General features: G+C 64.9%; 14 protein-coding genes. 5 read left to right on the top strand and 9 right to left on the bottom strand.

Annotation, left to right across the window (positions count from 1 at the left end):
• Positions 1 to 1293, top strand: a complete 1293-nt coding sequence (locus L1087_RS03605) for a murein hydrolase activator EnvC family protein (RefSeq protein WP_135259697.1) — start codon at positions 1 to 3, stop codon at positions 1291 to 1293.
• A gap of 12 nt (positions 1294 to 1305) precedes the next feature.
• Here the strand turns inward: L1087_RS03605 and hpf are convergent, their stop codons facing one another.
• Both hpf and ftsE read right to left on the bottom strand, forming a co-directional pair.
• Positions 1306 to 1866 (bottom strand): ribosome hibernation-promoting factor, HPF/YfiA family, encoded by a 561-nt coding sequence (hpf, locus tag L1087_RS03600; protein WP_038041909.1) that lies wholly within the window; start codon positions 1864 to 1866, stop codon positions 1306 to 1308.
• The gene (ftsE, locus tag L1087_RS03595; RefSeq protein ID WP_038041907.1) at positions 1863 to 2591 is read right to left on the bottom strand and encodes a cell division ATP-binding protein FtsE; all 729 of its coding nucleotides are present in this window, start codon (positions 2589 to 2591) and stop codon (positions 1863 to 1865) included. Before ftsE ends, hpf begins: the two co-directional genes overlap by 4 nt.
• 77 nt (positions 2592 to 2668) lie before the next feature.
• Between ftsE and L1087_RS03590 the strand changes: the two genes are divergently transcribed.
• Positions 2669 to 3994 (top strand): S41 family peptidase, encoded by a 1326-nt coding sequence (locus tag L1087_RS03590; RefSeq protein WP_234557671.1) that lies wholly within the window; start codon positions 2669 to 2671, stop codon positions 3992 to 3994.
• Between the two features lie 112 nt (positions 3995 to 4106).
• Here the strand turns inward: L1087_RS03590 and metG are convergent, their stop codons facing one another.
• The 4 genes from metG to L1087_RS03570 all read right to left on the bottom strand — a co-directional run bounded on the left by metG (position 4107) and on the right by L1087_RS03570 (position 7841).
• Complete coding sequence (metG, locus tag L1087_RS03585; RefSeq protein ID WP_234557670.1) at positions 4107 to 5996, bottom strand: methionine--tRNA ligase; 1890 nt, start codon at positions 5994 to 5996, stop codon at positions 4107 to 4109.
• A 164-nt stretch (positions 5997 to 6160) separates the two neighbouring features.
• On the bottom strand, positions 6161 to 6844 hold the full coding sequence (gene rpiA, locus L1087_RS03580) for a ribose-5-phosphate isomerase RpiA (RefSeq protein WP_038041902.1): 684 nt from the start codon (positions 6842 to 6844) through the stop codon (positions 6161 to 6163).
• On the bottom strand, positions 6844 to 7311 hold the full coding sequence (gene bcp / locus L1087_RS03575) for a thioredoxin-dependent thiol peroxidase (protein ID WP_234557669.1): 468 nt from the start codon (positions 7309 to 7311) through the stop codon (positions 6844 to 6846). The genes rpiA and bcp overlap by 1 nt, the downstream gene beginning before the upstream one ends.
• A gap of 44 nt (positions 7312 to 7355) precedes the next feature.
• Positions 7356 to 7841: an adenosine diphosphatase gene (locus L1087_RS03570; RefSeq protein ID WP_234557668.1), complete on the bottom strand. Its 486-nt coding sequence runs from the start codon at positions 7839 to 7841 to the stop codon at positions 7356 to 7358.
• 56 nt (positions 7842 to 7897) lie between these two features.
• Between L1087_RS03570 and mqnC the strand changes: the two genes are divergently transcribed.
• Positions 7898 to 9034 carry a cyclic dehypoxanthinyl futalosine synthase gene (mqnC, locus tag L1087_RS03565; RefSeq protein WP_234557667.1) on the top strand — a complete coding sequence of 379 codons (1137 nt, stop codon included), beginning with the start codon at positions 7898 to 7900 and terminating at the stop codon, positions 9032 to 9034.
• On the opposite strand, the gene trpA is transcribed toward mqnC, so the two are convergent.
• Both trpA and trpB read right to left on the bottom strand, forming a co-directional pair.
• A complete protein-coding gene (trpA, locus tag L1087_RS03560) occupies positions 9031 to 9810 on the bottom strand; it encodes a tryptophan synthase subunit alpha (protein ID WP_234557666.1) in 780 nt (259 codons plus the stop codon). The genes mqnC and trpA overlap by 4 nt on opposite strands.
• Positions 9807 to 11024 (bottom strand): tryptophan synthase subunit beta, encoded by a 1218-nt coding sequence (trpB, locus tag L1087_RS03555; RefSeq protein WP_234557665.1) that lies wholly within the window; start codon positions 11022 to 11024, stop codon positions 9807 to 9809. Before trpB ends, trpA begins: the two co-directional genes overlap by 4 nt.
• Before the next feature lie 184 nt (positions 11025 to 11208).
• Between trpB and thyX the strand changes: the two genes are divergently transcribed.
• On the top strand, positions 11209 to 12030 hold the full coding sequence (gene thyX / locus L1087_RS03550) for an FAD-dependent thymidylate synthase (RefSeq protein ID WP_135259708.1): 822 nt from the start codon (positions 11209 to 11211) through the stop codon (positions 12028 to 12030).
• 19 nt (positions 12031 to 12049) lie between these two features.
• Here thyX and ligA read toward each other — a convergent pair whose 3' ends face one another.
• Entirely contained in the window at positions 12050 to 14083 is a 2034-nt protein-coding gene (gene ligA / locus L1087_RS03545) for an NAD-dependent DNA ligase LigA (RefSeq protein WP_234557664.1), read from the bottom strand.
• Between the two features lie 60 nt (positions 14084 to 14143).
• Here ligA and L1087_RS03540 point away from each other — a divergent pair, with 60 nt between their 5' ends.
• Positions 14144 to 15268: a BMP family lipoprotein gene (locus L1087_RS03540; protein WP_234557662.1), complete on the top strand. Its 1125-nt coding sequence runs from the start codon at positions 14144 to 14146 to the stop codon at positions 15266 to 15268.
• The last annotated feature ends 14 nt before the right edge of the window (positions 15269 to 15282 follow it).

The raw sequence follows: 15282 nt of genomic DNA, 5'->3' as shown, positions 1-15282 counted from the left end.
ATGCGCCCCAGCTGGCCTCTCCTCTTCTTGCTTTTGTGCCAAGGCCTTCTGCCATGGGCCTTGGGCCAGAACGTGCCCGCCCAGGAGCGCACCGTGCGCAACCTGGAGGACCAGCTGAACCGGGCCAAGGCCCTCGAGGAGCAAAGCCAAAGGCGGATCCGGATCCTAAACCAAGAGCTTTCCCGCCTTTCCACCCGGGTGGAGAACCTGCTTAAGGAGAAGGCCCGTTTGGAAAGGGAGATCACCCGGTTGGAGAAGGAACGCGTTGCCTTGAGCCGGCAGATCGCCCAGCTGAAAGAGGAGATACACCGGACGGAAGGGCGCATCGCCCAGCTGGAAAAGGACCTGGAAAGCCTCAAGGAACGGCTCCAGGCCTTGATGCGAAGCCTCCACCGGGAAAGGGCGGGCCGCTATCTACCCCTCCTCAGGGCCCAGTCCTTCACCGACCTGGCGGTCCGGGCCCGCTGGGTGGGGTACATCTCAAAGCGGGATGCGGACCTGGTTCGCACCCTTCAGGCTACCCTGAAGGCCCTAAGGGAAGAACGGGAGCGCTTAAGCCTTCTCCTCACCGACCTCACCGCCAAGGAAAAGGCTCTCGGGGAAACCCAAAGGGCCCTCGAGGGGCAGAAGAAGGAGCTGGAGGCTACCCTCTCCAGCCTGGAACGGGAAGCCCAGGGCAAACGAGCCCTCCTGCGGGAGGCTCTGCAGGAAAGGCAACGTCTGCAAGCGGAGCTGGCCCAGCTCCAGGCCCGGGTGCTGGCGGAGAGGCAACGCCTCCTGGAGCTCAAACGCCTGGAGGAGGAGCGGAGAAGGCAGGAGGAGGAACGGCGTAGGCGGGAAGCTGAGCGCCGCCAGGCCGCGGCCCAGCCGGCACCCCGGGAGGCCAGCGTGGTGGTGCCTCCTCCCCCCTTACCCGCCACCGTGGGCCGGCTGGCCTTTCCCGTGCCTGGGGGGAGGATCCTGGTGCCCTACGGGCAGGAAGGCCCGTTCCAGGTCATCCAGGGCCCGGCCCCGGGAAGCCCCGTGCAGGCAGCCGCCGAAGGGTACGTGGCCGGAATCCTCTTCCTGCCCAACCTGGGCTACACGGTGATGCTGGTGCACACGGAAACCCTCTCCACCGTCTACACCAACCTGCAAGAACCCCTGGTGCAGGAAGGGCAAAGGGTAGAGCGGGGCCAGCTCCTCGGATACACGGGGGGAGGCCTTCTCATCCGCCCGGAGGAGCTGGAGTTCAGGGTGGCGGTACGCGTAGGCGGAGAGACCCGCTTCGTGGATCCCTCCGCCTACTACTAAGGCCCTTGAGGGCTATGCGGGCTCGATAAGCCCGTAGTTGCCGTCCTTACGGCGATAGATGACGTTGATCTCGTCGGTCTTGGCGTTGCGGAACACGAAGAAATCGTGGCCCAAAGCCTCCATCTGGAAGGCCGCTTCCTCGGGGTCCATGGGCTTCATCTCGAAGCGCTTGACCCGAACGATTTTGGGACCCTCCTCTTCCTCGGGCTTGCGCAGGGCCTCGAGGTCCTGCACCTCGGGGGGCGGAGGCCCCTGGTACGAGTGGCGCTTACCGATAAAACGGCGCTCCTTGTAGCGCTTGAGCTGGGTTTCCAGGCGGTCCACCATGCGGTCGATGGCCGCGTAAAGGTCGGGATCCTCCTCCTCCACCCTGACGAGCCCCCCGGGGAGGTCCACCTGCACCTCGGCCTTGGCCTTGCGGGCCACGTGGTTGCTGCCCGCCAGGGAGAGAACCACCTTGGCCATGAGCTCCCCGTTCTGGTAGCGGTCCAGGCGGGAAAGCTTCTTTTCCACGTAGTCCCGGATGGCGTCGGTGATCTCCAGGTTGCGACCGATGAGTTTGTAGACGTTCATGTGCCCTCCTTTCCGCCCCGGTTAGGGCTTTCCCTTACCCTTATGCTACCACCTTCCCCAGGACGTTCGTCCCGCACCACCTGCCCGGCCTTCAGGACCACCACCCGCGCCGGATAGGCCTCCAGAAGTTCCCGGCTATGGGTGGCCACCACCACCGTGGCCCCCCGCTGGTGGGCGGCCTTGAGGATATCCAGCACCTGCAGGGCGTTATCCAGGTCCAGGTTCCCCGTGGGCTCGTCTGCCAGGATCACGGGGGGGTCCAGAAGCAAGGCCCGGGCGATGGCCACCCGCTGGGCCTCCCCCACGGAAAGCTCATCGGGAAAGGCCCTCTTCTTGTGGGCCAGGCCCACCCGCCGCAAAGCGGTGGCGATGCGCTCCGGCCACTCCTTGCCCGGAACGCCTTGCACCCGCAGGACGAAGGCCAGGTTTTCCTCCACGGTCATGTCGGAAAGGAGGCGGTGGTCCTGAAAGACCATGCCGATCCGGCGGCGGTGGTAGGCCACCTGGTCCCCCCGGAGCAGCTTCAGGTTCTGCCCGCCGAAGTAGACCGCCCCGTGGGTGGGCACGAGTCGCCGGAGGATGAGGGAAAGCAGGGTGGACTTCCCCGCCCCGGAGTGGCCCACCACGTAGACGAACTCCCCCTTCTTCACCTCAAGGCTCACGTTGTAAAGCGCCTTGGTCCCCGTGCGGGGATACTCCAGGCCCACCCGGTGGAAGGCGATCATGCCCCTACTATACGGAAGGCAGGCCAGACTTTCTTCTCATGGAAAGGCGCTATAGTGGAAGCTAGGTGAGGGAAGAGATGAAAAAACGCGCATGGCTCATCGCAGGGCTTGGGGTGGTCCTGGCCCTGGTATACGCCCAGCTTCCTCGTCCCCAGGCGGAAAACCTCCTGCAAAACCCGAGCGGTCAGGCCCTCCTGGAGGTCTACCAGAGGATCCAGCAGGACTATCTGGAACCCTTGCCCCGGGAGAAGCTGAACGCCCTCCTGGAAGGGGCCATCGGGGGCATGGTTTCCGCCCTGAAAGACCCCTTCACCAGCTACTCCCCACCCCAGCGGGCAAGCCTAAGGCAGGAGGACCTCAGGGGCGAGTTCTTCGGCATCGGGGCCACCCTTTCCCCCGCCAACCCCGACGGCACGGGGGCCAAGATCGAAGGGGTAATGAAGGGCCTGCCCGCCCAGCGGGCGGGGATGCGGGCGGGGGATGTGATCCTCGAGGTGGACGGGGAGGACGTGACCGGCCTTCCCCTCCAAGAGGTGGTGGCCCGGATCCGGGGCCGTGAGGGCACCAAGGTCACCATCAAGGTGCGCCGGGAGGGCACTCCGGCTCCCCTGGTCTTCGAGCTGGTGAGAGAGAAGGTAGAAATCATCTCCGTTTCCACGGGCAAGATCGGAGACATCGGCTACATTGCCCTGGAAACCTTCGGCAACTTTAAGGTGGAGGACCAGCTGAAAAGGGCCATCGAAGACCTCAAGGCCCAGGGGATGAAGAAGCTGATCTTCGACCTTCGGGACAACGCAGGCGGGCTCCTAGATCAGGGGTGCGCAGTGGCCAGCGCCTTCCTCCGGGAAGGCCCCATCGTCTACACCCGCACCCGCAACCTCACCCGGGTCTGGTGCGAGGCCTCGGGCCGCCCCCTCTGGGACGGGCCCATGGTGGTCTTGGTGAACGGCAATTCGGCCTCGGCCAGCGAGATCGTGGCCGGGGCCCTGCAGGACTACGGCCGGGCCAAGGTGATTGGGGAAAGGACCTTCGGCAAAGGGGTAGGCCAAACCCCCTACACCTTGGCCAACGGCGGGGAGCTCACCCTGGTCACCTTCGAGTGGCTTACCCCCAAACGCCGGGCCATCAACAAGGAGGGCCTGAAGCCCGACATTGAGGTCAAGGACACCCGCTTCCCCACCCCCTTCTCCTTCCAAGGGGCCGGGGCCCCGCCAGGGGCCGAGATCTCCGTGACCCTAAACGGCAAAACCGTGAAGGTCAAGGCCGATGCCGAGGGGAAGTTCACCTACGCCGAACCCCAGCGCCAGCGGCCTCTTCCCGAGGACCGTGGGCAGGCGGTTTTGGATCTGGAGCAAGACGCCATCCTCAAGCGGGCCTTGGAGGAGCTTAACGCCACCCGTTAGTTCGGGAAGAAGGCGAAAGGGGCCGGTTTCCCCGGCCCCTTTAAACCACCCCCCTGGCTCCGGCAGGGGGGCCCCGGTAATGACCTCCTCTGCGCTCTTACTACGCCAAGGGCTATTTCACCACCGCCCCCGGTGGAATATCCCCCTCCACGGTGACCAGGGTGAGCTTATCCCCTTCCGAAGCCGCCAGGATCATTCCCTGGCTCTCCACACCCCGGAGCTTGGCAGGTTTCAGGTTGGCCACCAGCACCACCTTCTTCCCCACGAGCTCCTCGGGGCGGTACCAGCGGGCGATGCCGGAGACCACGGTGCGCTCCTCGTTCCCCAGGGAAAGCCTAAGCACCAGAAGCCTATCGGCATTGGGGTGCTTCTCCGCCGCCACCACCTCCGCCACCCTCAGCTCCACCTTGGCGAAGTCCTCGAGGCCGATCCGGGCGTTTTCCATCTCCTTCGCCTCCACCCGGTCTCCCTTCCCAGCCTGGGATGGGCCACCCCCGACCACGTCCTTGGGAAAGAGCACGGGGGTCTCCACCGGGATGGGCCGGGGCTCGGCAAGGCCCCAGCGCTCCGCCTCCTCCAGGCTCACCTCCTCCCTCAGCCCCAGGGCCCGGCGTAGCTCGGCCATCTTGTCCGGCATGGCCGGGGTAAGGAGGATGGAGGCGATCCGCAGGCCCTCCACCACCCGGTAAAGCACCGCCCTAGCCTCCCTCGGGTCCTCCTTGAATAACTCCCATGGACGCTTTTCGTTAATGTAGCGGTTCAGGGCCTTCACATAGGCCATGGTCTCCTCGAGGGCCACGTGGAAGCGGAGGTCCCGCACCAGCCCCCTTAGGCGCTCCGCAAGCCGCGTGCCCTCCACAAGCTCCTCCCCGGGCACCGGCTCGGGGATGCGACCCTCAGCGAAACGGAAGAGCATGGCCCGGGTGCGCTGGAGAAGGTTTCCCAGGTCATCGGCCAGATCCGCCTCGTACCTGGCCCTCAAGGCCTCCTCGCTCACGGGCGTATCCTGGCCATAGGGGATCTCCCGCAAAAGGTAATAGCGCACCGCATCCCGGCCGTACTTTTCCGTAAGGGCAAAGGGGTCCACCACGTTCCCCAGGGTTTTGCTCATCTTTCGGCCATCCGGCCCCAGCAGAAAGCCTCCCACGTTCAGGTGCCGGTACATGGGAATCCCCGCCGCCTTCAGCATGGTGGGCCAGAAAACGGCATGGGGCTTCAGGATATCCTTGCCAATCAGGTGCCAGGCCTGGGGCCAGAAGGTGGCGTAGCGGGGGTCCTCGGGGTAACCCAGGGCAGAAACGTAGTTGAGGAGAGCGTCAAACCACACGTAGGTCACGTGGGCCTCATCCCAGGGCAGGGGGATGCCCCAGGGCACCCGGGCCTTGGGCCGGGAGATGGAAAGATCCCCGATGGGCTCGGAGAGCATGGAGAGCACCTCGTTGCGGTACCCCTCGGGACGGATGAGGTCGGGGTGGGTCTGCAGGTAGTCGATGAGCCACTCCCGGTACTTCTCCATGCGGAAGAAGTAGTTCCCCTCACGGCGCCTCTCCACGGGCCGGCCGTGGATGGGGCAAAGGTCCCCTTGAAGCTCCTTTTCCGTGTAGAAACGCTCGCAACTTACGCAGTAAAGCCCCTCATACTCCCCGTAGTAGATGTCCCCGGCCTCGTAGACCTTCTGGAGCACCCTCTGCACCACCTGCTTGTGCCTTTCCTCCGTGGTGCGGATGAAGTCGTCGTAGGCGATGCCCAGAAGCTCCCACGCCCGCCGGAAACGTTCCGACACCCGGTCCACAAAGGCCTGGGGGTCCTCCCCCGCCCGCTCCGCGGCGCGGTACACCGTCTCCCCGTGCTCGTCGGTACCCGTGAGGAAGAAGGTTCGGTAGCCGTCTAACCGGTGCCACCGGGCCAGGAAGTCCGCCACCACCGTGGTGTAGGCGTGGCCCAAGTGGGGCTCGGCGTTCACGTAGTAGATGGGAGTGGTGATGTAGAAGACCTTTTCCACGCTCGCCTCCTAAAAAACCCGGGGCAGGGGCCCCGGGCGGGGAAGCCCCCCTGCCCTACCCCCGGGGCATGCCCTTCATGCCCTCCATCTTAACACCTAAAGGAAGGTCGCCCCCCCCTCGGCGCTTACCCACGCCCTCTTGGAGCCCGGGCCTTCTGGGGCGCTTAGGGAAGGAGCTCCTCCACCCCCAAAGGCCCCGCCACCAAAGCCCGGGTGGCCAGGCCCACGAAGAGCCCGGTCTCCACCACCCCGGGGATCTCTAAGAGAGCCCGATGGAGCCCAAGGGGGTCGCCGATGGGCCCGAAGCGCACGTCGGCGATGAGGTGGCCGGAGTCAGTAAAGTAAAACTCATCCCCGTCCATGCGGAGCTCGGCCTCCCCCCCAAGGGCGGCGATGGCCCTTAAGGTAGCCCGGTGGCCAAAGGGCACGATCTCCACCGGCACCACCCCCCGGCCCAAGACCGGCACCTTCTTGGTGTGGTCAGCGATGACGATGAACTCCTTGGCGGTGCTCTCCACGATCTTCTCCCGCAAAAGCGCCCCGCCCAGGCCTTTGATGAGGGAAAGGTCCGGGGCAATCTCATCGGCCCCGTCGATGGCCAGGTCCACCCCCTCTGGAGGTAGCTCCACCACGCGGATCCCCTCCCTCAAAGCCAGGTCCTTGGTGGCCTCCGAGGTGGGAACCCCCACAACCCCTTTGAGTTCCCCTTCCCTAAGCCGCCGGGCCAGCTCCAAGACGGCATACCGGGCCGTGGACCCTGTACCCAAGCCCACCACCATGCCGTCCTGCACAAAGGCCACCGCGGCGTGGGCTGCCTCCTTCTTGTAGCTTTCCAAAGGCCTTTCCATCACGACCCCCTTAGGGCCCTGAGGGCCTCGGCCACCTCCTCGGCGTGGCCCTCGGGCGACACCTTCCGCCACACCTTGGCGATGCGCCCTTCGGGGTCGATGAGGAAGGTTTGGCGCAGGACGCCCTCGTACTCCTTCCCGTAGAGGTTCTTCTTGCCCCAGGCCCCGTAGGCCAGGATGGCCTGGCGCTCGGGGTCAGCCAGGAGAGGAAAGTTCAGGCCGTACTTCTCGGCAAACCGCTTGTGGCTTTCCACGTCGTCCGCGGAAACCCCGAGGACCACGGCCCCCAGCTCCTGAAGGTCCCCCATGCGGTCGCGGAAGCCACAGGCCTCCTTGGTGCAACCCGGGGTGTCGTCCTTGGGATAAAAGTAGAGAACCACCCACTTCCCCCGGTAATCGTAAAGCCGGTGAATCCGCCCCTCTTGGTCCGGCAAGGCGAAGTCGGGCGCAATAGTTCCGGGCTCCATGAGGGCATCTTACCCCAACCCCTCAGGTTACGAATAAGGAGGCGCTAAAGTTTGTAGCCGAAGCGGCGGAGAAGGTCCTTGCGCCAGGCCACCTCGGCCTCGTCCTCCACCCCCAGGGGCTTAAAGCCATCCATGACCCCCAGGATGGCCCGCTGCTCCCCTTCCTCCGCCACCACCACCTTGAGGGGATTGGCGGTGGCGGCAAAAATCCTGACCACCTCGGGACAGGCCTTCACCGCGTGCAGGACGTTGATGGGGTAAAAGCCCTCCCCCAGGACGATGAGGAAGCTGTGCCCTGCAGCCAGGTTCAGGAGGTTCCTCACCGCCAGCTGGGTGAGCTCGGGGTCGGTGCCGGAGTGGCGGATGAGGCGCTTGCCGCTGGCCTCGGAGAAAGCCAGACCGAACTTGATGCCCGGCACGGCGGTCACCAAAGCCTCGTGCAGGTCCTCCACCGTCTTGATGAAGTGGGCCTGGCCCAGGATGACGTTCAGGTTTTCCGGCTTCTCAATGGGGATCAGTTTGAGTTCCATGCCCCCATTTTATCCGTGGCCCAAGACCCAACCCCAGGGGGTCCGAAAGGTGTAGCATGGGTCCCATGGACGTCCTGGAGAAGGCCGTGGGGGGGAAGAGGCTTACCGAAACTGAGGTGCTTTCCCTTTTTGACCTCCCTCTACCCGAGCTGGCCGCAGCGGCCCACGAGGTCCGCTTGCAGAAGACTGACCCCGAGGTGGTCACGTTCTTGATAGACCGCAACATCAACTACACCAACGTCTGCACCGTGGCCTGCGCCTTCTGTGCCTTCTATCGCACCCGGCGGCAAAAGGACGCTTATACCCTCACCTACGAGGAGATCGCCAAGAAGGTGGAGGAGCTTTACCAGGTGGGGGGAAGGCGCATCCTGATGCAGGGGGGGGTAAACCCCGACCTGCCCCTGGAGTGGTACCTGGACCTCCTGCGCTACCTCAAGAACCGCTTTCCCGACCTGCGCATCGACGCCTTCAGCCCCGAGGAAATCCTGGGGCTGGAACGGCTTACCGGGCTTAAGGCTGAGGAGATCCTGGAAAAGCTGATGGAAGCTGGCCTGGACGGGATGCCCGGGGCCGGGGCAGAGATCCTGGTGGACGAGGTACGTCATAAGGCTGCCCCTGCCCGCATTCAGACCGCCGACTGGTATCGCATCGTGGACGCCGCCCAGGCCCTGGGGCTTTACACCCTGGCCAGCATGGTGATCGGCTTCGGGGAAGGCCCAAGGGAGCGCACCCTTCACCTCCTGGGCCTCCGCGCCCAACAGGACCGGGCTCTGGAGCGCTACGGAAACGGCTTCGCCGCCTTTGCCCTCTGGACCCTGCAGGTGGAGCACACCCGCCTTAAGGGCAAGGCCCCGGGGGCCACGGCCCATGAGTACCTGAAAACCCTGGCCATCGCCCGGCTTGCTCTGGACAACTTCGCCCACTTCCAGGCCTCCTGGCCCACCTTGGGGTTCAAGGTGGCCCAAGCGGCGCTTTACTACGGGGCCGACGACTTCGGGAGCACCATGCTGGAGGAGAACGTGGTCTCGGCGGCAGGGGGGCACGGGCGTACCCATGCCACGGTGCGGGAGATCGTGCGCCATATCGTGGACGCAGGCTTCAAGCCGGCGGAGCGGGATCCCCTTTACCGCATCCTGCGGTATCCGGACCCCAAGGCCATCCTGGGAGAGGAGGCCGGGCTTCCCTTGGCCTAAGCGGGTTCCTTCTGCAAAAGCCCTTGGCGGATCTCCTCGAGGAGAGGGGCCAGGGGCCGACCCTCTTCAAGGGCTCGCACCAAGGCGCTTCCCACCACCACCCCGTCGGCCACCGCCGCCTGGGCCGCGGTCTCCCGTCCCGAAACCCCGAAGCCCACGGCCACGGGCAAAGGGGTTTTGGCCCGGATGCGCCGCACCAGGTCCCGCACCTCCTCGGGCAGGCGCTCCCGCTCCCCCGTCACCCCGGTCACGGACACCGCGTAGATGAAGCCCGTGGCGTAGCGGACCACGGTTTCTATCCGCCCTTCCGTGGAGGTGGGGGCCAGGAGGAAGACCGTTTCCAGACCGATCTCCTGGGCCAGGCGCACCAGGGCCGGGTCCTCGTCCGGGGGCAGGTCGGGAAGGATGAGGCCCGTGGCCCCTGCTTGCTTGAAAAGGCTGAAGAACCGCTCCGGCCCCCAGGCCAGCACCGGGTTCAGGTAGGTCATGAGGAAGAGGGGCTTAGGGGTGAGGGCGCGCACCTCCCGCACCAGCTCCAGGACTCCCTGCACGCTCATGCCCTTCTTGAGGGCCACCTCGCTGGCCCGCTGGATCACCGGGCCGTCCCCCAGGGGGTCGGAGTAGGGCAGGCCGATCTCCAAAAGATCGGCGTAGGGCAGCACCTCCTTCACCGCCTGCAAGAACCCTTCCCGGCTGGGGAAGCCTGCGGTGAGGTAAGGGATGAGGGCGGCGCGCCCTTCGGCCTTGGCCCGGAAGAAGGCTTCGCGGGTGGTCACAGCTCCCCTCCCAGAAGGCGCATGGCCTCGGTCACGTCCTTGTCCCCCCGGCCTGAGAGGTTGATGACCACGACCTGGTCCTTGTCCATCTCCGGGACCACCTTGGCGGCGTGGGCGATGGCGTGGGCAGACTCCAAGGCGGGGATGATCCCCTCGAGGCGCGCCAGGAGCTTGAAGCCCTCCAGCGCCTCCTCATCGGTGACCGCCGCATACTCGGCGATGCCCTGGTCGGCGTAGTAGCTGTGCTCCGGCCCCACCCCGGGGTAGTCTAGGCCAGCGGAGACGGAGTGGGCCGGGGTGATCTGGCCGTCGTGGTCGTAGAGGAGGTACATGTAGCTCCCGTGCAAGACCCCCCGCTTTCCCGCCCCGATGCTGGCGGCGTGCCTGCCGGTGGAAAGCCCCTCCCCCGCCGCCTCCACCCCGATGAGCCTTGGGCGCTCCCCTTCCGGCAGGTAGGCAAAGGGGGCGAAGAGGCCGATGGCGTTGGACCCACCCCCCACGGCGGCGATGAGGGCGTCGGGGTAGCGGCCGAAAAGCTCCAGGCTCTGGGCCTTCACCTCCTCGCCGATCACGCTCTGGAACTCCCGCACCATCATGGGGTAGGGGTGGGGGCCCACCACCGAGCCCAGGATGTAGAAGGTGGTGCGCACATTCGTAAGCCAGTCCCGGATGGCCTCGTTGGTGGCGTCCTTCAGGGTGCGGCTCCCCGCGGCCACGGGCCGTACCTCGGCCCCCAGGAGCTTCATGCGGAAGACGTTCAGGGCCTGCCGCCTCACATCCTCCTCCCCCATGTAAACCACGCATTCCAGGCCAAAGAGAGCGGCCACCGTGGCCACGGAAACCCCGTGCTGCCCAGCCCCGGTTTCGGCGATCACCCGCCTTTTGCCCATACGCCGGGCCAAAAGGGCCTGGCCCAGGGTGTTGTTGATCTTGTGGGCCCCGGTGTGCAGGAGGTCCTCCCGCTTCAGGTACACCTGGGCCCCACCCCAGTACTCGGAAAGCCTCTTGGCGTGGTAAAGGGGAGTGGGCCGGCCAGCAAAGGTCTTGAGGTAGTATTCAAGCTCCGCCAAGAATGCCGGGTCCTTCTTGGCCTCCCGGTAGGCGGCCTCCACCTCCTCCAAGGCCGGGATCAAGGTTTCGGGAACGTACCTACCTCCGTAAGGACCGAAGCGTCCTCGAGGGTCGGGCAGGGGAAAGTCTGGCAACCTCAACATACTTGCTCCGAAAATGGGCGCCCTAGCGCCGCAAAGCCCATCCATCCTACACGCCGCAAGCCCTTAGAGCCAAGGTCAAGAGGGCCTGTAGCGCCCATGCCGCCACTTGTAGGCAAAGGGGGTGCGGACCCGCATGAGCTTAGGGTAGACCCCTTTGGGCCAAAGGGCAAGTAGACTCAAAGGCATGGGTCATGCGGAAGCGTACCTTGAGATTGCGGTTTTGGACAAGGGGTTCGTGCGCTTGGTGGAGGTGATGGGAAGCGATGCCTCCATCGTCCAGGCGGCCAGGGTTTCCTATGGCCCCGGCACCAAGACGGTGCGGGAGGATGCCGCCCTCATCGACTACCTCATGCGCCACCGCCACACCAGCCCCTTTGAGATGGTGGAGTTCAAGTTCCACGTGAAGGCTCCCATCTTCGTGGTGCGCCAGTGGTTCCGCCACCGCACCGCCAGCGTGAACGAGATCTCCGGTCGCTACTCCGTCCTCAAGGAGGAGTTTTACGAGCCACAAGCGTGGCGGAAACAAGCCCGGCGGAACAAGCAAGGCTCCGAGGGGGAGCTTTCCGATGAGGAAGCCTCCCTTCTCCTCAAAGGGGTGGAGCGGGAAGCCTACCAGGCCTACCAAACCCTTCTGGAAAAGGGGATCGCCCGGGAAATGGCCCGCATGGTCCTGCCCCTAAACCTCTACACCGAGTTCTACTGGAAGCAGGACCTCCACAACCTTTTCCACTTCCTGGCCCTGCGCCTGGACCCCCATGCCCAGTGGGAGATAAGGCAGTACGCCAAGGCCATCGCCGAGATCGTCAAGGCCCATGTGCCCTTGGCCTGGCAAAGCTTTGAGGAGCATGTATTAAAGGGAGCCCATCTTTCCCGTACGGAGCTTAAGGCCCTCCAAGGGCTTCTCACCCCGGAGCTGTACGAAAAGGCCCTGAAAGAGCTTGGTTTGTCGGGCTCCAGGCTCCAGGAGGCCCTGGAAAAGATCTTTACCCCAGGCCTTCCAGACTGACCCCACCCGGCCACCCGTCCTAGGAGGCCAGGGTTTCCAGACGCTTCCCCGTGCGCTCCTCTATGAGCCTGTACAGCTCCTCCTCCGTCAGGGTGGGCACCCCCAAAGCCTTGGCCTTCTCCAGCTTGCTCCCCGGGGCCTCCCCCACCACCAGGTAGCCCGTCTTGCGGCTCACGGAGTCCGTCACCTTGGCCCCAAGGCGCCTCAAGAGGGCCTTCACCTCCTCCCGGGGCCGGGAAAGCTCCCCGGTGATGACGAAGGTAAGGCCCTTTAAAACCTCCTCCCCCCGTTCCTTGGCCTCCATCTCCACCCCCGCTTCTTTTAAGCGGTGCACCAGGTCGCGGAAAGCCGGGTCGCGGAGGGTTTCCAGGATGCCCTTAGCGGTAAGCTCCCCCACCTCCTCCACCTCCAGAAGCTCTTCCAAAGAGGCTTGCAAAAGCCGCTCCATGGTGCCGAAGCGGGCCGCCAGGTTGCGGGCCAGCACCTCCCCCACCCCCGGCAATCCCAGGGCATAGAGAAGCCGCTCCAGGCCCCGGCTCTTGCTCTCCTCAATCTGGCGCAGAAGGTTCCCCGCGCTCTTCTTCCCCATGCGCTCGAGGCCCACCAAGTCCTCCTCCTTAAGCCGGTAAAGGTCGGCCACATCCTTCACCAAGCCCTTTTCCAGGAGCTTTTCGATGAGCTTCTCCCCCAGGCCCCCGATGTCCATGGCCTTGCGGGAGGCGTAGTGGCGGATGGCCTCAAAGCGCTTGGCCGGGCACAAGGGGTTGGGGCAGCGGTGGACCTTGCCCTCCTTAATCAAGCGATGGCCGCACTCCGGGCAGTTCTCCGGCCAAAGGATGGGCTTCTCCTCGCCGGTGCGCCGCTCCTTGAGCACCCTCAGAACCTCGGGGATCACCCCCCCCGCCTTGTGCACCAGGACCCAGTCCCCAATGCGCACGTCCAGCTCCTCGATGTAGCTTTCGTTGTGCAGGGTGACCCGGCTGACCTCGCTCCCCTCAATGAAGACGGGTTCCAGAATACCCACCGGGGTCACCCGGCCCGTGCGCCCCACCTGGAAGACCACCTGCACCAGGCGGGTCTCCTTCTCCTCCGCGGGGAACTTGTAGGCGATGGCGAAGCGGGGCGCCCGGGCGGTGTAGCCCAGTTCCCGCCAGAGGCTGAGGTCGTCCAGCTTGACCACCACCCCGTCCGCCTCAAAGGGCAGGTTCCGCCGCTCCTTAAGCCATTCCCGGTAGACCGCCTCCACCCCCTCCACCCCCACCGCCCGGGTGAAACCGTGTTCCACGGGGAAGCCCTTCTCCTTTAGCCAAAGGAGGAGCTCGTGCTGGGTCCTAAGGTTAGCCTCCTCCAGGCCCAGGCCCAAGGCGTAGAAGGTAGCCCTGAGGCCCCTCTTGGCGGCAATCCGGGGGTCTTTCTGGCGCAAGGAGCCAGCGGCGGCGTTCCTGGGGTTTTTGAAGATCTTCTCTCCCTTCTCCTCCAGCTCCTCGTTAAGGCGGAGGAAGGCCTCTATGGGCATGTACACCTCCCCCCGGACCTCGAGGCGCTCCGGTACCCCCTTAAGCCTTCGGGGAATGGTGGGGATGGTGAGCAGGTTCTGGGTGACCTCCTCCCCCGTCTCCCCATCTCCCCGGGTGGCCCCCCATACCAGAACCCCCTCCTCGTAGTACAGGTTCACGGAAAGCCCGTCCACCTTGTGCTCCACCACGTAGGCGAAGGGCCCTTTCCTGCCCAGAGCCCGCTCGAGGCGCTCCTCAAAGGCCCGCACCTCCTCCAGGGTGAAGGCGTTGTCCAGGGAGTACATGCGGGTGGGGTGGCGGATGGGGCGGAAGGTGGCCTCAAGATAGCCTAACGGCTGAGCCCCCACCTGCTCCGTGGGGGAATCCGGGCTTTTGAGCTCGGGAAAGCGTTCCTCCAGCTCCTTAAGCTCCCGCAAAAGCCGGTCGTATTCGGCATCGGAAATCTCCGGAGCATCCAGGACGTAGTAACGGTAGTTGTGGTAGCGGATGAGGTCCCGGAGCTCGTTGATCCGTTTGCGAGCCTCCTCCAGGGTCATGCCTTGAGTTTACCGAACCGGGTATAATGCCCTACGGCGAAATGCCATAGGAGGTGGCAGATGAAACGTATTGTGGCCCTTTTGGCGGTATTGGCCCTAGGTTTGAGCCTGGCCCAGGTGCGCGTGGGGATCGCCTTTGATGCGGGCGGCAAGTTTGACCGCTCCTTCAACCAGTCCGCTTGGGAAGGAGCCCAGAAGGCAGTCAAGGACTTCGGGGTTAAGCTCTTCGACTTCGAGCCCGCCGACCCCTCCCAAGTGGGCCAGGGCATCCGCACCTTCGCCGAGGAGGGCTTTGACCTGGTGATCGGGGTGGGCTTCGCCAACGAACCCGCCATCACCGCCACCGCCAAGGAGTTCCCCAAGGTGAACTTTGCGGTAATCGACGCCGTCCCCGGGGAAGGCAAGCTCGCCAACGCCGTGGGCCTGGTCTTCCGGGAGCACGAGGGGAGCTTCCTGGTGGGCTACATCGCCGGGAAGATGAGCCGCACCGGGGTGGTGGGCTTCATCGGCGGCATGGACATCCCCCTCATCCACAAGTTTGAGGCCGGCTTCCGGGCCGGGGCCGAGTACGCCTTCAAGGAGGACAAGATCCAGGGCAAGGTGCTGGTGGGGTACGTGGGCAACACCCCCGCCGCCTGGAACGACCCCGCCAAGGCCAAGGAAATCGCCGCCAGCCAGGTGCGCCAGGGAGCCGACATCATCTACGCCGCCGCGGGCGGCTCGGGCCTCGGGCTCATCGACTACGTGAAGCAGGCCAAGTGCCTCAAGGAGGGCGGCAGCGTGCGCTTCGTGCGCAAGGCCGACCCCTACGCTAAGGTGCCCAAGTACGCCGACTACACCAAGACCTGCGGCACCGACGGCACCAAGGCCACGCCCCTCTTCTTCATCGGGGTGGACGCCAACCAGAACTACCTGGGGGACACTGACAACAACCCCAACACCCTGAACCATGGCCTCACCTCCATGATGAAGCGGGTGGACGTGGCCACCTATGAGGTCATCAAGAGCGTGGTGCAGAAGGCCTTCAAGGGTGGGGTGCGGGAGTTCGGCCTAGTCAACAACGGGGTGGGCTACGCCCTGGATGAGTACAACAAGGCCCTGATCCCCGCTGCGGTGGTGAGCAAGCTGGAGGTTTTGAAGCAACAGATCATCAAGGGCCAGCTCAAGGTGCCTGAAAAGCGCTAAAAGAAGGGCTCTCT

Origin of the sequence: Thermus tengchongensis, from assembly GCF_021462405.1 — a bacterium.
Classification (GTDB): Bacteria; Deinococcota; Deinococci; order Deinococcales; family Thermaceae; genus Thermus; species Thermus tengchongensis.
This window is presented reverse-complemented; position numbering and strand designations above follow the sequence as displayed.